Annotated in this window: 22 protein-coding genes; 15 read left to right on the forward strand and 7 right to left on the reverse strand. The window is 46.1% G+C overall.

Features of this window, described 5'->3' with window-relative positions:
- The first annotated feature begins 74 nt into the window (after positions 1-74).
- Complete coding sequence (locus tag KNO85_RS11540; protein ID WP_214790238.1) at positions 75-878, forward strand: VOC family protein; 804 nt, start codon at positions 75-77, stop codon at positions 876-878.
- A gap of 15 nt (positions 879-893) precedes the next feature.
- Here KNO85_RS11540 and KNO85_RS11545 read toward each other — a convergent pair whose 3' ends face one another.
- Complete coding sequence (locus KNO85_RS11545; RefSeq protein WP_214790240.1) at positions 894-1,886, reverse strand: 5'-3' exonuclease; 993 nt, start codon at positions 1,884-1,886, stop codon at positions 894-896.
- Positions 1,887-2,086: 200 nt separating this feature from the next.
- On the reverse strand, positions 2,087-3,409 hold the full coding sequence (locus KNO85_RS11550) for a hemolysin family protein (protein ID WP_251130687.1): 1,323 nt from the start codon (positions 3,407-3,409) through the stop codon (positions 2,087-2,089).
- Between the two features lie 189 nt (positions 3,410-3,598).
- Here KNO85_RS11550 and KNO85_RS11555 point away from each other — a divergent pair, with 189 nt between their 5' ends.
- From KNO85_RS11555 to KNO85_RS11600, 10 genes are all read left to right on the forward strand, one after another.
- Positions 3,599-4,396 carry a glucose 1-dehydrogenase gene (locus KNO85_RS11555; RefSeq protein WP_214790242.1) on the forward strand — a complete coding sequence of 266 codons (798 nt, stop codon included), beginning with the start codon at positions 3,599-3,601 and terminating at the stop codon, positions 4,394-4,396.
- A gap of 181 nt (positions 4,397-4,577) precedes the next feature.
- Entirely contained in the window at positions 4,578-5,303 is a 726-nt protein-coding gene (locus KNO85_RS11560) for a MurR/RpiR family transcriptional regulator (protein ID WP_214790244.1), read from the forward strand.
- 134 nt (positions 5,304-5,437) lie between these two features.
- Positions 5,438-7,366: a PTS 2-O-a-mannosyl-D-glycerate transporter subunit IIABC gene (mngA, locus tag KNO85_RS11565; RefSeq protein ID WP_214790246.1), complete on the forward strand. Its 1,929-nt coding sequence runs from the start codon at positions 5,438-5,440 to the stop codon at positions 7,364-7,366.
- 13 nt (positions 7,367-7,379) lie between these two features.
- Complete coding sequence (mngB, locus tag KNO85_RS11570) at positions 7,380-9,992, forward strand: mannosylglycerate hydrolase (RefSeq protein WP_214790248.1); 2,613 nt, start codon at positions 7,380-7,382, stop codon at positions 9,990-9,992.
- 59 nt (positions 9,993-10,051) lie between these two features.
- Positions 10,052-11,212, forward strand: coding sequence for a glycerate kinase family protein (locus tag KNO85_RS11575; protein ID WP_214790250.1), 1,161 nt, complete (start codon positions 10,052-10,054; stop codon positions 11,210-11,212).
- Positions 11,163-12,131, forward strand: a complete 969-nt coding sequence (manA, locus tag KNO85_RS11580; RefSeq protein ID WP_251130688.1) for a mannose-6-phosphate isomerase, class I — start codon at positions 11,163-11,165, stop codon at positions 12,129-12,131. Before KNO85_RS11575 ends, manA begins: the two co-directional genes overlap by 50 nt.
- Positions 12,132-12,187: 56 nt before the next feature.
- Positions 12,188-12,556: a winged helix-turn-helix transcriptional regulator gene (locus KNO85_RS11585; RefSeq protein ID WP_214790252.1), complete on the forward strand. Its 369-nt coding sequence runs from the start codon at positions 12,188-12,190 to the stop codon at positions 12,554-12,556.
- A gap of 117 nt (positions 12,557-12,673) precedes the next feature.
- Positions 12,674-13,327, forward strand: coding sequence for an oxygen-insensitive NAD(P)H nitroreductase (gene nfsB / locus KNO85_RS11590; RefSeq protein WP_214790254.1), 654 nt, complete (start codon positions 12,674-12,676; stop codon positions 13,325-13,327).
- Positions 13,327-13,452, forward strand: a complete 126-nt coding sequence (locus KNO85_RS11595) for an SDR family NAD(P)-dependent oxidoreductase (RefSeq protein ID WP_214790256.1) — start codon at positions 13,327-13,329, stop codon at positions 13,450-13,452. The genes nfsB and KNO85_RS11595 overlap by 1 nt, the downstream gene beginning before the upstream one ends.
- Positions 13,453-13,468: 16 nt before the next feature.
- Entirely contained in the window at positions 13,469-14,101 is a 633-nt protein-coding gene (locus KNO85_RS11600; protein WP_214790258.1) for an SDR family NAD(P)-dependent oxidoreductase, read from the forward strand.
- Positions 14,102-14,291: 190 nt separating this feature from the next.
- Here the strand turns inward: KNO85_RS11600 and KNO85_RS11605 are convergent, their stop codons facing one another.
- Positions 14,292-16,247: an ATP-binding protein gene (locus KNO85_RS11605; RefSeq protein ID WP_214790260.1), complete on the reverse strand. Its 1,956-nt coding sequence runs from the start codon at positions 16,245-16,247 to the stop codon at positions 14,292-14,294.
- 189 nt (positions 16,248-16,436) lie between these two features.
- Here KNO85_RS11605 and KNO85_RS11610 point away from each other — a divergent pair, with 189 nt between their 5' ends.
- Both KNO85_RS11610 and KNO85_RS11615 read left to right on the forward strand, forming a co-directional pair.
- Positions 16,437-16,757 (forward strand): PadR family transcriptional regulator, encoded by a 321-nt coding sequence (locus KNO85_RS11610; RefSeq protein WP_214790262.1) that lies wholly within the window; start codon positions 16,437-16,439, stop codon positions 16,755-16,757.
- Entirely contained in the window at positions 16,754-17,782 is a 1,029-nt protein-coding gene (locus KNO85_RS11615) for a DUF4097 family beta strand repeat-containing protein (RefSeq protein ID WP_214790264.1), read from the forward strand. The genes KNO85_RS11610 and KNO85_RS11615 overlap by 4 nt, the downstream gene beginning before the upstream one ends.
- 39 nt (positions 17,783-17,821) lie before the next feature.
- On the opposite strand, the gene KNO85_RS11620 is transcribed toward KNO85_RS11615, so the two are convergent.
- The 4 genes from KNO85_RS11620 to KNO85_RS11635 all read right to left on the reverse strand — a co-directional run bounded on the left by KNO85_RS11620 (position 17,822) and on the right by KNO85_RS11635 (position 22,166).
- Positions 17,822-18,514 (reverse strand): LutC/YkgG family protein, encoded by a 693-nt coding sequence (locus KNO85_RS11620; RefSeq protein WP_214790266.1) that lies wholly within the window; start codon positions 18,512-18,514, stop codon positions 17,822-17,824.
- Positions 18,511-19,914 (reverse strand): LutB/LldF family L-lactate oxidation iron-sulfur protein, encoded by a 1,404-nt coding sequence (locus KNO85_RS11625; RefSeq protein WP_285800896.1) that lies wholly within the window; start codon positions 19,912-19,914, stop codon positions 18,511-18,513. Before KNO85_RS11625 ends, KNO85_RS11620 begins: the two co-directional genes overlap by 4 nt.
- A 2-nt stretch (positions 19,915-19,916) precedes the next feature.
- On the reverse strand, positions 19,917-20,654 hold the full coding sequence (locus KNO85_RS11630) for a (Fe-S)-binding protein (protein WP_214790270.1): 738 nt from the start codon (positions 20,652-20,654) through the stop codon (positions 19,917-19,919).
- 228 nt (positions 20,655-20,882) lie between these two features.
- Positions 20,883-22,166, reverse strand: coding sequence for an NCS2 family permease (locus tag KNO85_RS11635; protein WP_214790463.1), 1,284 nt, complete (start codon positions 22,164-22,166; stop codon positions 20,883-20,885).
- A gap of 245 nt (positions 22,167-22,411) precedes the next feature.
- Between KNO85_RS11635 and KNO85_RS11640 the strand changes: the two genes are divergently transcribed.
- Positions 22,412-22,645 carry a hypothetical protein gene (locus KNO85_RS11640; RefSeq protein ID WP_214790272.1) on the forward strand — a complete coding sequence of 78 codons (234 nt, stop codon included), beginning with the start codon at positions 22,412-22,414 and terminating at the stop codon, positions 22,643-22,645.
- Positions 22,646-22,655: 10 nt separating this feature from the next.
- Positions 22,656-23,615 (forward strand): LacI family DNA-binding transcriptional regulator, encoded by a 960-nt coding sequence (locus KNO85_RS11645; protein WP_214790274.1) that lies wholly within the window; start codon positions 22,656-22,658, stop codon positions 23,613-23,615.
- Positions 23,616-23,634: the final 19 nt, after the last annotated feature.

The raw sequence follows: 23,634 nt of genomic DNA on the forward strand, positions 1-23,634 counted from the left end.
TAACTATACCACCTTTTTGTGCCTACTTCTGCAACATAAGCCGAGCGGGTATAGTGAAGAGGAGGTGATTGTATATGAAAATCGAGAAAATTGAATTAGGACCGGTGACGCTTCGAGTTCGTGACATTGAACAAGTGACACAATTTTATGTAGACGTGATCGGGATGAGCGTCCTAGAAGAAACCGAAGGGCTTGTCACGCTCGGAACGAAGGAGCGTCCGCTCGTCATCTTGCGCAGTGTTCCCGAAGCGAAGACAAATCCGCGGGCGGCGGGATTATTTCATTTAGCGATTCTCTTACCGAATCGTGTAGCGTTAGGAAGTATCTTGGCACATCTCATCGAGCGGCGTATCGAAGTCGGGCAAGGCGACCATTTGGTGAGCGAGGCGTTCTACTTGAGTGACCCAGAAGGGAACGGAATCGAGCTATACGCCGATCGTCCGAAAGAACAATGGAGCTATGAAGCGAACGGGCATGTGAAAATGGCGACTGAGCCGGTCGACTATGAATCGATGCTTCAAGCTGCAGCCGATCGACCGTTTACAGGTTTACCAGTCGGGACGACGATGGGACATGTGCATTTTAAAGTCCGGTCCATCGAGGCGGCGAAACGCTTCTACCATGACCGACTCGGATTTTCCATCACGACCGATTCTTATCCGGGGGCATTGTTCCTTGCGGCCGACGGATATCACCATCACGTTGGGACGAACGTGTGGGCACGTCCGAGTGATGCGTTAGGGGTTGAGGCCGGACTCGAGGCGTGGACACTTCTCGTCGATGAAGAGACGAATCAGGCACTAGGAGGAACATCGTCTGAGTGGTCGTTGACCGATGAGGACGGAATTACCGTGCATATAAAAAGAACGGGCGCTTGAGGCGTCCGTTCTTTATTAACGTGCGGATACTTTCTTCTGACTTGCATTGAATGAGAGACGAAGTCCGCGTTTTTGATACGCTTGCTCGACTCGCTTCGGATTGATGCTGAGCTCGAGATGAGCTAGCTTCAAATGTTCAAGTGCTGGCACCGTGACATCGAGACGAACGAGCTCCATATTGCGCTCTGCTTTTTTGCGTGTTCGTCTCAAGTTACGGGGCACCTCCTCTGACGTCAGTGCCGCGATCGTTTCATTTACTTGTTGTCGTTTGTCACCTTTGATACTCAAGGCAGAATACAGCTTATCGAGCGAACCGAATCGTTTGATCAATTGGACCGATTGGCTTTCGTCGAGCCCTGCAACTGGCGGAATCCCGTCAGAACGGTCTCCCGTCAACGCTTTAACGGCTGACAGTTGCTTCGGTTTCAATCCTTCGTATAACGCCGCAATCTCTTCTGGTCGAATTTCTAAATGACGTTTGAGCGGTAATGGGCGGTTATCACGAATGTCACAGCGAGCCTGCATTTGCTGAAGCTCCTGTGTTTGCAACCAAACGGTGATTCGTGGACTGACAAGCTGTAACAAGTCTTTGTCTTTTGTCATGATGACCACAGGTGCACTGCAACTGAATTTACGCGCGATGTGGGCAATTAAATCTTCCCCTTCATAGCCCTCTACTTGGAATTGTGGAATCCCACTATCTTCAAGCAGTTGACGCATGAGTTCCATTTGCGCTTTCAATTCAGGCGGTGTTTGACGTCTGCGGCGTTTATAGCCCGGGTAGAGTTCTCGACGCCATAATGTTTCACGTGAGACGTCCCAGACGACGACAAAGTGAGTCGGACGATGTCTACGTAGAATCGTCCGGATGAGGCCGGTCATTCCGATGACGGCACTCCGATCGTTTTTAGATACCTCGCGTCCTTTTTTCGTTCGGCTCGCGGCGGCACCATAGTAAGCACTGGCCAGCATGGAGTTACCGTCAATCAAAAATAGTTTGCGTTCCATGCGTAACCTTCTTTCTATTTCTTTCTGTTTAAACCGAACATCTCGCCATGTTTCGGTGATGTTGTGTCATTGAGTGCGTGACACTCAAATAAGCAACATATGTGCAGTATATCACGGCAAGAGGCGAAAATATAGCGACAGTTCAGCTCACATATCAAAAACCCTTCTCTAAAATATAGAGAAGGGCGTTAAGAAAAGCGTTATTCTGATACGGGTTCCTCATCTTCATAAGAGGCTAAGATCAAATCGACGAAGACGATTCGGTGGTTATCGACCTCACTGACAATCAGTTCATGATTACCAGGCAAAATGAACCGTTCTCCTGTTCGTGCGTTCGCTTTTTGTGACAAAACGAATCCGCCGACCGTATCGACGTCATCTTCAATTTCGATCCCGAACCGCTCCTCTAGTTCTTGCGTCAACACAAGTCCAGAGAGGCGATAATGCTTCGGAGCAATTTCGGTAATTTCTGCTTGTTCATCTCGGTCGAACTCGTCGCGAATCTCACCAACGATTTCTTCCAAAATATCTTCAATCGTCAAGAGGCCCGCAGTCCCCCCGTACTCATCGATGACTAAGCACATCATCGTCTGCGCGTTTTGCATCTTCACCATCGCTTCTTGGAGCGGTGTGAATTCGGTGACGAGTGGTAATTGGTGAATGAACGACTCGAATGGTGCATCATTTTTTGACAGTTGAGCAGTAAAGAGTTGCTTCGCATTCACGAATCCGAGGACGTCATCACGATCTCCATCTCTTGTGACTGGATAACGTGTGTACTGGTGCTCTTCGACAACTGAAATGATCTCTTCAATTGTATCTTCTTCATCGATTGTGACCATATTCATACGTGGAACCATGGCATCTTTTGCGATTCGTTCGTCAAACGAGAAGATGTTTTGTACATACGCCAACTCGTTTTCGTTAATTTCACCACTGCGGAAACTTTCCGTCATGATGATTTTCAGCTCTTCTTCTGAGTGTGCCGTCTCCTGCGCCGTCGTCTGCACTCCGAATAAACGGAGAGTGAGACGTGCCATGCTGTTCAAGGCACGAATGAACGGGTAGAAGATTTTCGTGAACACGTAGAGCGGGCGTGCGACAAGGAGCGTCAACTTTTCGGCTTCATGAACCGCAAGTGTTTTCGGAACGAGTTCCCCGATGACGACGTGCAGGAACGCAATGAGTAAGAATGCGATCATGAACGACAAGAATGTCACGAGAGATGGCGATAAGTTTAGCTGGTCGACCAACGTGTGGATATATGTTTCGATTTGATCGGCACCAATCCATCCGAGCCCGAGTGCAGAAAGCGTGATTCCGAACTGAGATGCAGAAAGGGAGTCGTCGATATTCTCGATGACTTTTTTTGCGCTGACCGCTCTCTTATTTCCTTCAAGCACGAGCTGGTCAAGTCGAGCGCCACGCACTTTCACAATTGAAAATTCGGCTGCCACGAAAAAGGCGGTCAAAAAGATTAAGAGCGCAACGATGAGTAAGCTGAGTAACATGGGACTGTCCAACAATTCCCCCAAAAATCGGGGAGTCACCTCCATTGAGTATAAGATCAAACGTCTTTCAGGCAATTCCTGAAAACGAATAGTTTGTTTCAGTATAGTTGATTTGTCTCCAATATTCAAAATGCAGCCAATCATGTTTGATGAAGAGGGGAATGCGGGAACTAAACCCGAGAAGATGAAGGAGGAATTGATATGGCAAACTATCCAGAGTTAAAAGGAAAAGTCGCAGTCATCACGGGGAGTTCGAAAGGTCTCGGCCGAGCCATCGGGGAACGCTATGCGAAGGAAGGGATGAGCGTTGTCCTGAACTATCGCAGCAGTGAGAAAGAGATGGAGGAAGTCATCCGTGCAATCGAGGCGGGTGGCGGGAAAGCCGTCGCCGTGAAAGGAGACGTCTCGGAAGAAGGACTCGCGGAGAAGATGATTGAGAAAGCTATCTCTGAGTTTGGGAAGATGGATATCTTCGTCAACAATGCCGGCGTACAAGTCGAAGCGAAAACGCATGAGATGGAATTCGATAATTGGAAGAAGATTATCGACGTCAACTTGAACGGTACGTTCCTTGGTGTGCGTGCTGCCTTGAAATACTTTGTTGAACATGAAATCGAAGGCAATATCATTAATATGTCTTCCGTTCACGAAGTCATTCCGCGTCCGGGCTACACACATTACGCAGCAAGTAAGGGCGGCGTAAAAATGTTCACAAAATCAGTCGCTCTCGAATATGCACCGAACCACATTCGTATCAATGCGATCGCACCAGGTGCAATCGATACGCCAATCAACGAAGAGACGATGAGCGACCCGGAAGAGAAGAAAGGGCTGGAGGCACTTATCCCATCTCACGTCATTGGGAAGCCAGAGCAGATTGCCGCCGTTGCCGCTTGGCTCGCATCAGATGAATCGTCCTATGTGACCGGTACAACAATCTTTGCGGATGGTGGACTATCGCTTTATCCATCATTCGGTCCAGAGAATAAAGTTCAATAAGGAAGTTAAAAGAGGGGGACACACCTCTCTTTTTTGTTTGATTGCAAGTTCTTTACGTGTCGTATAAGCTAATGGAGATTGTTGTAATCGCTTAAATGAAAGAGTGATACATGTATATAATTTATTTTATATTTAATGCAAATGAAAAATGAGTAGGATTATTGTGTTTCGGGAGGAGATTATGCTTCATTTTAATGATCGGATTCTAAATTTTGAGCATCTGTTAAATGATACAGACGATCAAATCATAGAATATATTCAGGCCAATTTTGAAGATGTAACCCATATGTCAGTACAATCATTGGCTACTCAAATGTTTACGGTACCAAATACGATTATTCGTTTATCGCGAAAGCTTGGATACGATGGATTTTCACACATGAAAACGGCCATGAAGGAAGAATTGCGCGAACTAGAAGAGTTAGATGCGATGCAAAACATTAAAAAAACACATGCTTTGCTAAGTCATCAGAAAATACAAACGTTTAATATGATGATTCACCAATCTTCTCGTGTCATCGTATATGGAATAGGTGACTCGGCTATTTACTGCGAATATCTAATGAATGGATTAAGAACAGTAAACAAGAAGTGTGAATTCTATCTTCATCGTCATAATATGCTGACAGAACTTGAAACTTTAACAAGTAAGGACTTGTTAATATTTATTTCCGTTTCGGGTGAAACGAGTCAATTGATTGAGCTGGCACATCTCGCAAAACAGCGTCATGTCCGAACGGTTGCTATTACTCATTTATGCGACAATACCTTGCAGAGAGAATCCTCATATTCATTATATTTTTCATCCCCTCCAATCTACAGTCATCATCATAACATTACGGACCCTACACCTATTTTTTATCTATTAAGACACATCCTTGAAGATTATTGGAAATCGTATAAATGATGTGTATAAATACACATGAAAACCCTTACATGAATAGAGTTTGTGCAAAAAAGAGAAGAATCATTCTTCTCTTTTTTTTGTTGATACACTTGGCATATAGAAAGTTATTCATTCTCATAAGGAGGACAGAAGTTATGCAACTGAGAGAGAGCACAGACGTTTCATTGTTGAATGTTGAACAATCCTTCTCCTCAAAAGAAGAAGCGATTCGTTTTTTAATCAAACAACTTAAGCAAAATGGCAATATCACGTCCGAATCAACATTTTATCAAGCAGTGATGGAGCGTGAAGCATTATCGCCGACAGGATTTGAAGGAGGACTTGCAATTCCTCATGGAAAGTCAGATGCAGTTGTAAAAGCTGGTTTTGCTATCGCCACCCTTAAACAACCAATCGATGACTGGGAAAGTGTTGACCCTACCAATCGAGTCAATCTTGTCATTTTGTTGGCCATTCCTACTGCTGAAGCAGGATCTACTCACTTGTCGCTATTATCAGAATTTGTTATTCGTCTGACTGACACGGCATATAAGAATCGTTTATTACAAGCGAAATCTCCAGAAGAGATGCTTGTTCGATTAGATGAAACGGAAGAGAAAGAGAATTCGATTTCATCAAATGAAAATCAAAAGTTAGTTTTGGGCGTCACAGCCTGTCCTGCCGGCATCGCTCATACGTATATGGCGGCAGAAGCTCTAGTAAAAGCGGGTCAAGAACTTGGCGTGAAAGTCAAAGTCGAGAAGCAGGGTGCGAACGGGATTGAGGATCGCCACTCGACAAAAGATTTAGAAAGTGCTGAAGCTGTTATCTTTGCTGTGGACGTTTCCGTAAAAGAAGAAGAACGTTTCAGTCATTTGCCGAAAGTAAAAACGTCAGTCGCATCACCGCTTCGTAATGCAAAACAATTAGTGCAAAAAGCATTAAATAAAGGCGAAAGTGAAGCGCGCGGTGAGTTCAAAGAAGTTTCGGCTACGCATACTGAAGAAGATGGTCAGTCATGGAAGACAGAAGTGAAAAATTCACTGCTTACTGGGATTTCTCATATTATACCGGTCATCGTCGCCGGGGGAATGACGCTTGCGGTCGCGGTCTTTATCGCCCAAATTTTTGATTTACAGGCGCTTTATGCTGAAGAAGGCTCATGGTTGTGGTTGTTAAGACAATTAGGTGGATCGCTCTTAGGTCAACTTATGATTCCAATCCTTGCAGCATACATGGCGTATTCGATTGCAGATAAACCGGCGCTAGGTCCAGGTTTTGCTGCTGGTGTTGCCGCGAACTTAATTGGTAGTGGTTTCTTAGGTGGGATGCTCGGTGGTTTGTTAGCGGGTTACTTCCTTAAGTATTTAAAAGCGAAAATACAACCAAAAGGTACATTTGCAGGATTCATTAGTTTCTGGGTGTACCCAGTAGTAGGAACATTAGTCGTCGGTTCCATTATGTTGTTCGTCATTGGTCGACCACTTGCGGCGCTAAACACAGGATTGCTCGAATGGTTAAGTGGTTTAGAAGGAGCAAATGCGCTCTTACTTGGAGCGATTATCGGAGCCATGGTCTCGTTTGACTTAGGTGGTCCAATCAACAAAGCGGCATATACGTTCTGTATCGGTGCGATGGCAAGCGGGAACTTTATCCCGTATGCGGCATTCGCTTCGGTCAAGATGGTTTCTGCTTTCTCGGTCACATTGGCAACGCGTTTAGGTAGAACATTGTTCACACGTGAAGAACGTGAAATTGGGAAACAGACTTGGTTACTCGGACTTGCCGGTATTACAGAAGGGGCTATTCCATTCATGATCAATGACCCACTCCGAGTGATTCCGTCACTCGTTGCGGGTTCAGCCGTGACGGGCGCAATCGTTGCATATTTTGGGATCGGATTGAACGTTCCGGGAGCAGGGATTTTCTCATTAGCACTACTTCAAGGTCCACCGTTGTTCTTCGCGGCAACGATTTGGTTGGGAGCAGCATTAGTAGGGGCTGCAATCTCTACATTCCTTCTCTTGTATACACGGAGACACAAAGTTCAAAAGCAGTTGAAAGCGGAGAAAGAAGCAGCATAAAGGAGAGATAGAAATGAAACAGGTTCATGTGGTTCCACATATGCATTGGGATCGTGAATGGTACTTCTCCACAGAAGAGTCAAGAATTCTGTTGGTGAATAACTTAGAAGAAATTATGCATCGTTTGGAAACAGATGAGCACTATCCGTATTACGTGTTAGATGGACAAACGTCTATTTTAGAAGATTATTTGGCCGTAAAGCCGGAGAATCGTGAGCGGATTAAACGCCTCGTTCAGGCGAACAAGTTGATCATCGGACCTTGGTATACACAGACGGATGAGATGATTGTTGGGGCAGAATCAATAGTTCGAAACTTGCTATACGGTATTAAAGACTCTAAAGAGTTTGGACCCCATATGGAAATCGGATATCTGCCTGATTCCTTTGGTCAATCTGCTCAAATGCCAATGATTTTGAATGGTTTCGGGATCAAGCGCTCCATCTTTTGGCGTGGAACGTCGGAACGTCATGGGACAAACAAGACTGAATTCTACTGGGAATCGAAAGATGGATCGAACGTATTGGTTCAATTGATGCCACTCGGTTATGCAATCGGAAAGTATTTGCCTACCGAACCAGAGGCGTTAAAGAAACGCATGGACAAATATTTGCCAGTACTTGATCGCGGAGCCACAGGTGAAAACCTTCTCCTTCCAAATGGTCATGACCAGATGCCGATTCAGCAAAATATTACGGAAGTGCTCACCGAACTGCATCGTTTGTATCCTGAACGTGAATTTTTCTTGAGTCGCTATGAAAAAGTGTTTGAGCAACTCGAGAAACAGTTGAATCTTCCGACGATTAGCGGCGAATTTCTCGATGGAAAATACATGCGGGTTCACCGAAGTATCTATTCAACTCGAATGGATATCAAAACGATGAACGCCATCATTGAGAACAAGTTGACGAACACGCTCGAACCATTGATGAGTTTAGCGTATTCCCTCGGCATTGAATATCATCACGGTTTGATCGAATTGATTTGGAAAGAAATCATGAAAAATCATGCCCATGACAGCATCGGTTGCTGTTGTTCGGATAAAGTCCATGCTGAAATCTTCAACCGTTTCTTCATCGCAAACGAAAAAACAGATCAATTGATCACATTCTATAAACGTAGAATTGTGGATTCGATTGACACGAAACGAACAGAAGATAGATTGACGTTCTTTAATTTGAGAAGCATTGCCGAAGAACGTGTGATTCGGACGGAAGTCATCACAAAGTTTGAATCATTCCGCTTAGAAACAGAAGACGGAACGGAAGTACCTTATGAATTGATTCAAAAAGAAATCATTGATCCAGGCTTGATTGATCGCCAAATCGTTCACTACGGCAACTATGATCCGTTTTACAAGTATACAATCGAAGTTCGACGTGAATTGGCAGCACTTAGCTATGAAACCGTATTTGTAGTATCAGAGTCGACGCCAACAGTTGTAGAAGAGACGACAGTATTTGGTCCACAACTGATTGAAACAAAAGTCTATGACATCACGGTCAAAGAAAATGGAACTATCGATTTGCTGGATAAACGATCGGGCGTATTGCACCGAGATTTGTTGTGGCTCGAAGATAGTGGAGATGATGGAGATGAATATGACTATTCTCCGCTCGCAGGAGACAATCCGATCACGACACAATCGAGTCGTCCGATCATTCAAACGACGAGCACATCCAACCGAACAGTTGTCACGATTTCACATGATATGAAGATCCCGCGTGATTTGATGGAACGAAAAGATGGGCGACTGACGAATCTATTGAAGGTTTCACTTGAATTGGTCATTGAACAAAATGATTCAACAATTGGACTCAAAGTAGTCGTGGATAATGACGCAAATGATCATCGCCTTCGCCTTTGTTTGCCAACTTCTGTCCAAACGAATGTTTCGTTTTCCGACAATCAGTTCGGTGAAATCAAACGACCGTTCATCGATGATGCAATTCATGTATGGGAAGAAGAAGGATGGAATGAACGACCGGACGGAATTTTCCCGATGTTGTCTTATGTGGGATTACAAGAAGAATCAGGAAATGGAATGGGTGTCATTACGAACAGCTCACGTGAGTTTGAAGTAATAGAAGAAGGTGAATCGACACTAGCCATCACCTTGTTCCGAAGTGTAGGCGTGTTAGGTAAAGAAGAGCTTGTTCGACGACCTGGGCGACCATCTGGAATCAAATTATCGACACCGGATTCCCAGATGATTGGAACGTATACGTTTGACCTTGCATTCACATCATTGGATGGAACTGAACGTCTCTCTGACTTGGCGAAACGTCATCTTACACCGATTGTGACCTATAACAAAATTCCGCATGATGCGATGAAGCTTAACCCTACCGGACTTTGCTTAAACGCCTCTGCATCGCTTTTTGAAATGGCTGAAAATGGGTTATTGATGAGCACTTTGAAGAAAGCAGAGAACGAAAAAGCGTTACTGTTGCGTGTGTATAACCCGACTGAACATACGATTCCTCTCATGTTTACGAAAGTAGACTTTGATTCATTCACTGAAGTCAATTTGAATGAAGAACCGGTTCGAGACATTACTGAGGTCGTGTCAAACAATCAGTTTAATATCTTACCGAATCAAGTGAAGTCCATCTTGATGAAATAAAACGAATCAGGACATGGATGATCCGTGTCCTGATTGATTTTTATACGGAGGGAATCAACATGTCTGTATTAGTAGCACTTGATTCATTCAAAGGAAGTCTGACATCCGAACAAGCTAACCAAGCTGTAAAAGATGGAATCCGAATGGTCAATCCAAATGAACGCATTGATCTTTTGACAGTTGCAGATGGAGGAGAAGGAACGGTCTCTGCATTACGACATGCATTACAACTCGAAAATCGGGAGCTTGAAGTACTTGATTCACGAAAAAAACAAGTGATGGCGATGTATGGAATCAATCGACAACATCAAACAGCGGTAATCGAAGTCTCGGCGGCGTGTGGATTACCTCAAGTTCCAATCGAAGAACGGAACGCGCGACTTGCGACATCTTATGGGGTCGGGCAACTCATCCTTGATGCAATCAAAGAAGGAAGTCGAACGATTTATGTCGGGTTAGGTGGGAGCGCAACAACGGATGGCGGATTCGGGATGTTACGTGCACTCGGAGGAATCTTCTTCGATGCTAAACAAAAAGAAGTCACTAACGTCGAAAACCTTCATTCTGTGGTTCGCAGTGATTTGTGTGAGCTTAAGAAGAGGTTAGAAGACACAGAGATTGTTCTGGTCTGCGATGTAGAGAACCCATTTTACGGAGAGACCGGGGCAGCGTATGTATATGCACCACAGAAAGGTGCGACCCAAGAGGACGTGTTGTTACTAGATGAGAGGTTGAAACATTTCGCAAAACTGATGGAACGAGATACAGGAGTGGATGTTCAATTATGTGTCGGAAGCGGTGCGGCGGGCGGAATTGCAGGAGCACTATACGCCTATGCCGGTGCTAAATATACATCCGGTGCAGAATTGGTGTTGTCGCTGAACGATGTTCCCGAACGAATTGCCAACTACGCTTTAGTGATCTCGGGCGAAGGGAAAATCGATGAGCAAACCTTAAACGGAAAGCTTCCGTTGATGATTGGAAAGCTTGGAGCGAAAGAACAGATACCCGTAGTGTTACTTGGGGGAAGTGTCAACATCTCATTTGAAAAGTTACAACATACCTCCGTTCTCGCAGCACATTCCATCGCGTCGGGCCCAATGTCTCTCGAAGAGTTAATGAAACCAAAAGTCGCTTATGAACATCTTAAACAGACGGCGGCACATTGCTATGCTACTTTCCAAGCCAGAAAGGAAGGGAACAATGATTCTAAAAGTTGAACCGGTATTTCAAGAGAGAATATGGGGCGGTAGAAAGTTAAGTACTCTCTTTAACTATAAAATTCCAGATGGAAATATTGGGGAATGTTGGGGAATCTCGGCGCATCCGAACGGCATGAGCTACGTTTTGGCTGGAGAATATAAAGGAATGTCTCTAGCGGAGCTATGGAAAAATCACCGTTATTTATTCGGAGAGTACAAAAATGAAGAATTTCCTCTACTCATTAAATTGTTAGATGCGAGGGAGGATTTATCCGTACAAGTTCATCCAAACGACGATCAGGCACAACGTTTAGAAGGTGAACCTTACGGAAAAACCGAATGTTGGTATGTGGTCGATGCAGAACCTGATGCGGAATTGATTCTTGGTCATCGTGCAAAAACAAAATCAGAATTTTTGGAGCGGATTGAGCATGGCCAGTGGGATGACCTCTTATGTCGCATGCCGGTAAAAAAAGGTGATTTCATCTATGTTCCAAGTGGTACGATTCACGCGATTGGAAAAGGAATCGTTATTCTTGAGACACAGCAGTCATCAGACACGACTTATCGGGTATATGATTTTGATCGTGTCGACGCGACGGGAAATCTTAGAGAATTACATTTAGAAAAAGCATTAGCTGTCACGAACTTCCCGAATGAACAGGTAGTCATTGTCCCAGAAACAATAAAAGTTCCTGATGGCACAATTACAACGTTGGTTGAAACGAATGAATTCAATGTCTATCATATGAATGTTCAGACAGGTTTCAATCTTTCGTCATTGAATCGTTTTCGACTCATATCGATTTTAAAAGGGAATGGTCAAATCGATGGAGTGGATGTTCAACAAGGTGATCATCTCATCGTGACTGCACATCATCAATCGTTGTCGGTTGTTGGAACTATGGAGTGGATTACGAGTGATTGTATCCTGTAAGATTTAAGACATCGGAGACGGTGTCTTTTTGTGTTAGGAATGATGAGGAGGGAATCATGAAAGAAGCAGAATATAAGATTTTTTATTGTAATGTAGAGTTGGCGCTCGATGTGATGGGGGGGAAATGGAAACCACTTATCATCTATCACGTAGGCGGTGCTGGCGTGATCCGATTTGGAGAATTGAAACGTAAAATTCCGAACATCAATGAACGAGTACTCTCTCGTCAACTCAAAGAACTAGTAGAAGCAGATCTCTTGGCTAAAAAAATATATGACGAAGTTCCACCACGTGCAGAATATTCTCTTAAGGAGGCTGGCGAAGCGCTCTTACCCATTTTAAAGCAATTAGGATCGTGGGGAAAAGATTATCAAGATGAGCATCAATATGGAGAAATTTATTTCGAAGAAGAATATGACGCATAACCGTAGTCTGTACAAAAGTGTCCGTACGGATAAAGAAGTCCGTACTTGTAGGCGGGTAATATGAGTCCTATACTAGGCGCATATCAAGTTTTAAAAATCGAAAAAGGAAGTGTAGATATGCAACTGGTTAAGACATTAAACAATCGATACTCAACAAAAGAATTTGATGTATCCAAGCAAATTTCTGAAGCGGACATGGAGTCAATCAAGTCGCTACTCCAACTTTCTCCATCATCAACGAATGTTCAGCCATGGCATTTTGTGCTTGCGACAACTGAAGAAGGAAAAGCGCGTGTCGCAAAAGCAGCGAATGGATTCTATAGTTTTAATGAATCGAAAGTGACAAATGCATCTGCCGTCGTTGTATTTGCATCTAAAACGGAAATCACAGAAGAGTATCTTCAACATGTGACGGACAAGGAAGATGAGGATGGGCGTTTTGCGGAACAGGAATTCAAGCATGCTAACCACGCAGGGCGAAAGATTTTTGTCGATATGCATAAATACGATTACAAAGACTTATCTCATTGGACTGAAAAACAAGTCTATCTGAATTTAGGTTCGTTTTTACTTGGTGTCGCGTCATTGGGAATTGATGCGATCCCAATGGAAGGATTAGATATGAAAATGTTAGACGAGGAGTTCTCATTACGGGAAAAAGGCTTCACTTCTTGTGTTGTCGTATCACTCGGATATCGTTCGGAATCTGATTTCAATGCAGACTTACCAAAATCACGTCTTGATTTAGCTGAAATCATTGAGGAAGTGTGATGAAGATTCTCGTTACCGGTGCCACAGACGGAATCGGACTAGCGACCTCCAAACTTTTGATTGAGGAAGGTCATGAGGTTTTGGTTCATGGTCGAGACGAGCAAAAACTAGCGGCCGTCGTGTGAGAATTAGACTCTAGTCATGTCACTTCATAATATTGCCGATCTTTCGAAGTCAGAGGACGTCATGTTATTCGCTGACCGACTACTAAAAGAACATAATTCGATTGATGTCCTGATTCATAATGCTGGAATTTATGGGGCACAGCCACGACTTGGGGAGAACGGATGGGATCTTCGCTTCATTGTGAATGCGATAACACCTTATGTTTTGACTAAGAGACTGTTGCCGTTACTTCCTGTAACAGGACGAGTCGTCAACGTGTCATCTGCTGCCCAGGCACGATTAGACTACGGGGCGTTACGAGGTCATTCACCTATCACGGACGGTGACGCATATGCACAAAGCAAACTGGCAATTACGATGTGGACATATGAGTTATCAAAAAAATACCCTCAGACTTTCGTAGCGGTCAATCCAAAATCCTTGTTGGGTAGTAAAATGGTGAAAAGTGCTTATGGAATCGATGGTCATGATTTGATGATTGGAGCGAAAGTCTTGCGTGATGCCGCTACTTTAGATGAATTTGAAGGTGCGTCAGGAAAATATTACGATAATGATCGTGAGCAGTTTGCTGAAGCACATCTAGATGTTTACGATGAAGAGCGCAGACAGGAACTCATGGAAACCTTGAATTCCATTTCGTATCTTTAAGTTCACGTCATTCAGCGATTATTGTATCATTCTTGGCGGCGCAGCTTTTCCGCGTAAACGGAGAGATATAAGTTCGGAAGATGCCAACGATGATATCTCTCGGGCCTTTCCTATTCTTCAACCCTTTTCATAACTAATACTTTGTCAATATAAAGAAGCCATCGCCCATAAAGGCGATGGCTTCTTCTCGTTAACTACTCATTTGATTTGATACATCCATTTTTGGAAGACTGACCGTGAAAATGGAACCTTTGCCGATATTCGATGCGGCGTGGATCGTGCCACCATGACCTTCTGCGATTTCTTTACAAATCGCGAGACCAAGGCCCGTGCCTCCGATTTTCCGGCTGGCTGAATTGTCGACGCGATAGAACTTATCAAACAACTTCGACAGCGCGGCTTGTGGAATCCCGATTCCATGGTCCTCGATCGAAATATCAATCCAATCCGGTCGTTCACATGCGACACGGACATGGATGTCTCCACCACTTGGAGAGTACTTCACGGCATTATGAAGCAAGTTCGTGAAGAGTTGTCCGAGTCGTGTCCGATCTCCATATACATAGACGTCTTCTTGACAATCAAACGTGATGCGATGATGTTGACTGGACCCTTGATGAATGGCGATGGCCTGTTTCAGGATGTCCGATAGGCGCTCCGTCTCATTGTGGTACGTCTGTTGTCCTGATTCCATTCGCTGAACATCGAGCAAGTTGGAAATCAAATCTTCGAGACGTAACGTTTCCTGATGGATCATCCCTAAATATTTCTCCGAACGTTCGGGAGACAGTTGTCGGAAACGAAGAAGTTCGGTGAATCCGATGATACTCGTGAGCGGCGTGCGGAGTTCATGGGAGACGGTCGAAACGAGTTCGGTTTTCAAACGATCGACCTCAGTCTCATGCGTCACATCACGGAAGACGAGCATCGTGCCGTGGCGTGTCCCTCTCAAATAAATTTTCTCCGCATACATTTGAATGAAGCGCTCTTCCTGATTCATCGAGAACGTGACGCTCTCTTCTTTACACTGTCCATCGAATGAACGTTCCATGAATGCAAAAAAGGCATCTTTTTGGTCGACCTGCAGCCCGAGTTCTTCAAGACTAGCATCTAAACGATATAAATCGACTTCATTTCGTTTTGTGATCGGTTGATTGAATAAGACGAACAACGCTTGGTTCGCCACTTTTTCGCTTGTCGCGTGCTCGACATAGATGACAGCATCTCGAATCGAGTGGAGAAGGCGAGCTGTCTTTTCACGCTCTTCCTCAATCCGATAACGCTGATGCGTAAGCGAAGTCGCCATCTGACGGAATGATGTCGTCAATTGACCGACCTCGTTTTTAGATTGAACCGTGATTGGCGTGACCGGTTGCTTCTCTCCGGCAAGACGCTTACTGTTTTCAATTAACTCTTGAAGTTGACCGGTCAAGCGTCGGACGTAAGGGCGGGCGACGATGAAGAGAATGAAGAGGACTCCGAGTAAGGAGAGGAGCCAGAGGGCCTGTGCCCATTTCGTATGTGTCGCAAGTTGAGCACGGAGCGCATCCTCTTCTGCGTTCAGTGAGTTCCGATATTCCGTGAAGACGCTCTCCATATCGACGATGCTCGCGCTCATATCCGCGGCACTTTTCGAGTTGATTTTAAATTTTCGATCCGCCGGCGGCTCTTTTTGAGGGTTTACTTTCCCGAGCGTTGGCATTTTTAAGAAGGGTTCGGTCACGCTTCCGCTCCGCTTTCCTTCTACATAACGTTCAAGGCTTGGCATGACGCGTTCCTGATAAGCGACAAACAGCGTACGCGCATCGCTCGCATACGTTTTTTCCTTATCGGTCACGGCGTTCTGTTCGAACCAGGTCGTCTGTTCGTCAATCAAGACTTGTTTATCTTGTACGCGCTCTAGCATCGCATCGTCTCCGAGGAGTACATAGCCGCGCATTTCATATTGCATCGACTGCCATGTCTCGAACAATTCGGTCGCATTCGTGCGCCGTTCACTAATGTTCTCGAGCGATGACGTCGTCTGTTCGATTTGGTTTTCCGTATACACATATACGGCAAGTGACGTGAGGAGGATCAGTCCGATGAATAAGTAGAAGACGAACAAAAATTGTCTTCCGATCCGCTGGTCAATCCATGACTTCATAAAGACCGTTCCTTTCTAGAATGATGAACATTCCGACTGTGACTAATATCCTACGAGTGTCGTTCTTTCATTGTACAGATTCAAGCGTTTAGATGCTATATATTGAGAAATCAGGGGAATGGATACTATTATATATTGAACAGTAGTGAATGATATGCTATTGTTCTATGTATAGTAGGGGGTGGGATCATGAATCCTCAATTCAAAAAGGGCGTACTCAACCTTTGTGTACTGGCACTTGTGGCGGAACAAGACCGCTATGGCTATGAACTCGTCCAAGCGATTTCAGCCAAAGTTGCCATTTCAGAGGGTGCCGTCTATCCATTGTTACGTCGACTGACGACAGAGGGCTATTTCACAACGTATTTAACCGAGTCTGGGGAAGGACCTCCGCGAAAGTATTATCAGATCACGGAACAAGGAAAAACACATTTGGCTGAGTTGCGAGCGGAATGGGATGTATTCACGAACGGCGTCAATGACTTAATCCGAGGGGGAGACGACAGATGAATGAAGAACAGTACTTGTCAGAGCTTGAGCAGTTATTGATGAATGTGAAGGTGAAGGATCGCCTCGATATTTTACGAGACGTGTCTGAATATTTCACGAGCGGTCGATTAGAGGGTAGAAGTGATGAGGAGATGGCACGCGAGTTAGGGGAACCGAGCGTACTCGCCTCGGAACTACTCGCTTCTGTCGATTTTGAAGTATCGGAATCGACACGACCGCCTGCGGTTGTCAAAAGCTCGACCGTAGCCTTTCAAAGTGTTCTCATCCAAGTACAGCATGCACAGGTGTTCGTCACACCATCACAGGATGGCTATGCGTATGCGACGCTCGAAACGGAAACCGACCATGGGGTCGTGATGGACATCGTCGGGGACACGCTTGAGATTCGGATTGAATCCGAACGTCGTTTCGGTCTCTCTGACCTCTTCTCGTGGTTCGGGTCGAAAGCACCGGTGCTTCGAGTCGAGCTGCCGCATCACGCCTATCATCAGATTCAATTGAAAAACCGCCACGGTTCGAGTGATGTACAAGATCTTCAAGCGGAACGGTTACACGTGGAGAGTGAGAACGGTCGAGTCATCGCGCATCATATTCAGGCACGCCAAGGTGTGCTTCGTACATCGAACGGACAGGTGCTCGCGTCGAGTTGTCACGGTCACGATTGGGAGCTCCATTCCTCAAACGGTCGCGTGGAAGCAAAACATTCTCAACTAGAACGGATTAACATCCATTCCTCGAATGGTCGAATCGATGTCGATCACGTCATGGGGGCAATTGATGCCAAAACGTCAAACGGTCGAATTGACTGTATCGTTCAATCGATTCAATCACCGATTCGATTGAAGACAAACAATGGGAAGATTGACTTGCACGTTGAGGAACGTCCAGAAGATGTGACGATTCGGGCGAAGTCGCGGAACGGAAAAGTCAATGTATTCGGAGAACGGTCGAAAGAGTGCGTGTTCGGTGAAGGATCGATTGATGTGAAATTAACAAGCTCGAACGGAAGTGTCACGGTATCATGATTAACATAGCCCCTCCATCAATCGATGGAGGGGCTATGCTTATAAGTCATGCACTAAGATATAGGCGACTCGAACGGGTCCATGGACACCAACGATCAGGTTCATCTCAATGTCGGCCGAGTTCGACGGACCGGAGATGAAATTGACACCGTTCGGGGAACGGAGGTCATCTTGGTCGAGTTCGGCAAGTTGTTGTGCCGTTTGCGTCATACGTGGAACAAGGACAGATTTCGGGATGATTGCGATATGGTCTTGCGGTAACAGACTGATCGTTCGTGATTTGCCAGGCTTCGCATATTGAACGATTGTCGCACTTTCCGCAAACGCCGCATCCGCAATCGTAATGCCGATGTCGGCACGGGCGGCCAGCTCTCGACTCGCTTTCGGTTGTGACGAATCCCACCAAGCGAACGTCTCACTCGTTGTGGGTGCCCAAGCGGAAATTCGTTCATCGTTCTCCGCAAGAATCCTTGTTCCGTCATAACGGCCAATCAAGAGACGGAGCGTATCATCGAGATGCGAGGATTCGCATTCGACCAAATCGGTATGAATTCGGGTCGCGACCATACGAAACGTTTCGAGCAATTCCTCTTCGCTCGCATCTTTTAACACGTCGTCTTGTGGGCGATATTTATAGTCACGTTTCGGTGGGGTGAGGTCGACCTCACGACCGAGCTGTTTGGCGATTCGTTGTAAAAAGTCTTCACGGTTTGTGATTGTGCCAGGATTCATTCGACGTTCCCCCGTTTCTTAAACCAATCTCGGACGGTCTGTTTGTTCGGTTGCGGCAAGTCTTTGGAGTCCGTCCAAGCAGGTAACCCTTTTTCAATATGACCAGATGTGGCGAACGGTGATGTCGCAAACGGTGCGACGTGTTCCGCGGCTTCGAATAAGAAAGGACTCGATGCCGTGACGGCAAATCCTTTCATCGCAATCCGCTCCACGAATGGTGATTGTCTCTTTTCTTCTACGATGACACGACGGTGTTCAATCAATAGCTCGTGTAGCGGAATCTTCACAGGGCATGCCTCTGTACAGGCACCGCATAGACTTGACGCGTAAGGGAGCTCTTTATAGTTTTCGTATCCGTCTAGGAGTGGGGCCAACACGGCACCGATTGGACCAGGATAAATTGACCCGTACGCATGCCCACCGATATGGCGATAGACCGGACAGACGTTGATGCATGCCGCGCAACGGATGCATTGCAGGACCGATTGGAACTGTGTACCGAGAATGCCAGAACGTTTATTGTCGACGATGACGAGATGGAATTCTTCCGGACCATCGACTTCGCCGACCGCACGCGTCCCGGCGAATGTCGTGATGTATGACGTGAGGCGTTGACCGACCGCGCTTCGACAAAGCATATTGACGAGTACCTCGAACTCTTCATAAGATGGGACGACGCGTTCCATCCCCATGACAGAGATGACCGTATCAGGAAGTGACGTCACCATGCGTCCATTTCCTTCATTGGTTACAAGCCCGACGGCTCCACTCTCCGCGATGGCGAAATTACAACCGGTGATGCCGACTTCTGCCTTCAAAAAGTCTTTCCGGAGTTCTTGTCGTGCGTAGCGTCCGAGCTCGGTCGGATCGTTCGAACCCGTATATCCGTGAGCAGTGAACGTCTCATGGACAGCGTCACGGTCTTTGTGTAGGGCAGGGGCCACGATGTGAGACGGTGGATCTTCGTCGAGTTGTAAAATCCATTCCCCAAGGTCGGACTCGACGACGGTACATCCTTCTTCCTGGAGTGCCTCGTTCAATCCGATCTCTTCTGTGACCATCGATTTTGATTTCACGACATGTTTTGCTTGTTTCGAACGAACGACTTCTCGAATATAGCGGTTCGCTTCTTCTGGCGTTTCTGCAAAAAAGACGCTCCCGCCTCGTTTTGAGACGTTCTCGCTCAATTGATACAAGTAATAATCGAGATGTTCGAGCACGTGTTGACGAATCTCTTCCGAATGATCGCGAAACGCTTCCCAGTCTCCAAGTTCACCCGCAGCATCCAACCGTCCATCCCGCAGCCGATTTTGAGCCGAACTGACGGCTTGACGCATGAACGCATCCTCAATCCCGTCCTTCCGACGGTCTTGAAACTTCTCATCTAACCGAATCCCCATGCTCATGCTTGCTTCACTCCTTCGTTCAAGACTTCGGCAATGTGCATCACTTTGATCGGATGCCCTTGCTTATGAAGACGTCCGCCGATGTTCATGAGACAAGACGCATCCGCCCCAATCAAAACGTCTGCACCGGACTGTAAAATCGATTCGACTTTCTCATCTACCATCTGGACCGACACGTCCGGCATTTTGACGGAGAACGTCCCTCCGAACCCGCAACAGTTATGTACATTTGCGAGAGGAACCATCGTCAAGCCATCGACGTTTCCGAGCAATTTCCCTGGCGCGGCTTCGATTCCGAGGAGGCGGGTCATATGACAGGACGCATGATAAGTCGCTGTAGCTGGAAACTTGGCGCCGACGTCTGTGACTTCGAGCACGTCAACGATGAACTGTGTCAGTTCGAACGTTTTGGCGGCATGCGCTTCTGCACGAGGACCCCATACCGGATCATCTTGGAATAAATGTGGATAGTCACGCATCATCATGACGCATGACCCCGATGGTCCGACAATATACTCCGCATCGGCCTGTTCGAATGTTTCAATCATGTGCTTGGCGATTTTCTTCGTCTCCTCATGGTAGCCGCTGTTATAGGCGGGTTGCCCACAACACGTCTGTTCAAATGGGAAGGTCACCTCGCACCCTAAATGTTCAAGCAGTTCGACTGTCGCTTGTCCGACGGATGGAAACAACGTATCTGATAGACAAGTGACGAATAAAGCTACATTCGGCATAGCCATTCCTTCTTTCTTCTCATGATAGCGATTTCAACGTCATTATTTCATAAAGAGTAGGAAAGTGACAGAAAAATAGGGAGAAAAACTGATTTATTTGTAAAATCCTGTCTAATTGATAACGTATCTCACTGAACAGACATTCATCTATTTTCTGATATAAAACAGGAAGGAAGCACGTATAACAGAAAAAGATCCTCGTCATATGACGAGGATCTTGCATCTAGATTATAGGAAGAACATTTCCAAGATGAAGAGTGCGCCGAACAAATAGATGAGCGGATGGACCGTCTCTTTGTTCATCGCTTTGAAGATCGGGTACAAGATGAACCCGAACGCGATTCCGCGTTCGATGCTTCCTGAAAGCGGCATGATCAAAATCGTCATGAACGCCGGGAAGTATTCGCTAAAGTCGCTCCAGTCGATATAACGGACGTTCGTCAACATGAGAGCCCCAACGATGATGAGTGCAGGAGCTGTAATCGCTGCGACGCCAGAGATGGCACCGATGAGCGGGCTAAAGAAGAGCGTCAGTCCGAACAAGCCGGCAACGACAGCCGTTGTGAGACCGGTACGTCCACCTTGTGCGACACCGGCTGCAGACTCGATGTATGCAGTCGAAGGACTCGTTCCGACGAGTGAACCACCCATTGTGGCAAGCGAGTCGGCAAAGAGTGCACGGTGACCATTTTCAATCGTGCCATCTTCCTTTAAAAGACCGGCTTGTTTCCCGACACCGACAAGTGTACCTGTCGTATCGAACAATGTGACGAGGAAGAACGAGAGGACGGCACCGAATAATCCATATTGGATGACATCACTAAATGCTGTCACTGGGTTGACCATAAGTCCTTCTGGAAGTGTCGGCATTGCCGTGACACCGTTGATTTGTAAGATGTCCATGAAGTAAGCCGCGATTCCAGTGAGTAGCATCCCAATCAATAGTGACCCTGGGACATTGCGCGAGAAGAGAAGTGCCGAGACGATTAAACCACCGAGTACGAGTAATACTTCTGGTGAGGATACGTCACCGAGACGCACCAAGTTCGCCTCATCTGCGACAATCAATCCCGATAACTTCAATCCGAGCGAAGCGATGAAGAGACCGATTCCGGTCGTGATCGCATGTTTCAGCGAAGTCGGGATCGCTTGAATCAGTTTCGTCCGAATCGGAGAAAGCGACAGGATTAAAAAGAAGACGGACGAGACGAAGACGACGCCGAGAGCAGCGGATGGTGCGATTTGTTCTTGGGCGACGAGCGTGTACGCAAAGAATGCGTTGAGGCCCATGCCGGGTGCAACCGCGATCGGCAAGTTCGCATAAAACGCCATCAAGCCTGTCCCGATGAGAATCGCGATGATTGTCGCTGTAAAAGCTTGAGCGAAAGGGATTCCGGCATCAGATAGGATGGCCGGGTTGACGACAGAGATATATGCCATCGTCACGAACGTTGTAATCCCTGCAGTGACTTCCTGTTTAACATTCGTTCCATGTTGTTTCAGTTTAAAAATATTCATCGATAAAACTCCTTATTTCGGTCTATTTCCGAACAATAATTGAAAATAATGATCAAATTAACGTTATCAACTTGATGACTATACAAAAATGTTTGATTCACGTCAATTGTTTTGAGTAAAAAACATCAAAAATGATTAGGTGGTATAAAAAATGTTCGGAAATAAACTTTTTTACAAAATATGCTTGCTCTGAAACGCGTTTCAGAGGATACGGTATAGACAAAGGGAGGGGAACCGATATGAAACCGACAACGTGGAAGACATGGTGCAGTGGAATCGTATACGAACTCGTCATCAATCAGTTGTATACACCGTTCGGGAAAATGTTGTGTAGCCGTTTCCGTGAAGAGTTTCTTCATTTGCCGTTAGAAGAGCGCTTCCGCCTCGTTCAGGCGATTCGAAGTCAAGTCGTCGAAAGAGGTGACAGTCAGCAAGCAGAGTGGGTACACTATATGCAAAGACTGACAAGTTGAGGTGAAATGAATGGCAAACATTCGAGATATCGCAAAGCACGCTGACGTTTCGGTGACGACGGTCTCGCGCGTCTTGAACGAGCATCCGTACGTATCGAAAGAAAAACGGACCCGTGTCCATGCAGCGATGAAAGAACTCGGGTATTTGCGGAATCAACAGGCGTTGACGTTGTCGACGGGAAAAACACAGCGTGTCGTCGTCATCTTACCTTATATGGATCATCCGTATTACGGCTTTTTCGTCAATGGACTTGCCAAGGCGGCGCTCGAGCACGATTATCGACTCGTCATGTGGCAGACGGAGTACAAGTTGAGTGAGGAGCGACAAGCGCTTGATTTATTGAAACATCGCGAAGTTGATGGGGCGATCATCTTGTCGCATGAGATGTCCTTTAAGGAAATGGAGACGTATCGCACTTACGGACCGATTGCCGTGGCGACCGTCGGCGCACCGGATACGATTTCGTCGATTCACGTTGATCATTATGCGTCATTCGTATCAGGTATTCGTGTGTTACAGCAACATGGATATGAAGAGATTGGAATCATCTTGTCAAGAAGCCATAGTCCGAGCTCCCTTGCGCGTCAGCAAGCCTATTTCGATGAAGTGGCGCATGCGCGTGAGCAATGGATTTGGACCGGCTATTTGACGAGTGAGGACGGCATGCGATTGGCGGAAACGTTCCTCTCTCAAAAAGAGCGTCCTCGAGCGCTCTTTTTCTCGTCGGATTATGTCGCACTTGGATTTTTGGGGGAGATGCAACGGCGGCAAGTCGCCATTCCTGAGGAAGTCGCCATGCTTGGATTTGATGGTCATCCGATTGGTCGGGCGTTTGGGTTATCGACGATGCTTTCTCCGAATGAACAGATTGGTCGCCATCTGTTTGAAACGACGCTCGCTGAAATGAACGGGGCTCCACCTGAAACGCGTGGAATGACGGTGAGCTATCAAACCGGTACGACACTTTAGGCAACTTCCTCGCTCGACT

Source organism: Exiguobacterium sp. s124 (genome assembly GCF_018617485.1).
GTDB lineage: Bacteria > Bacillota > Bacilli > Exiguobacteriales > Exiguobacteriaceae > Exiguobacterium > Exiguobacterium aestuarii.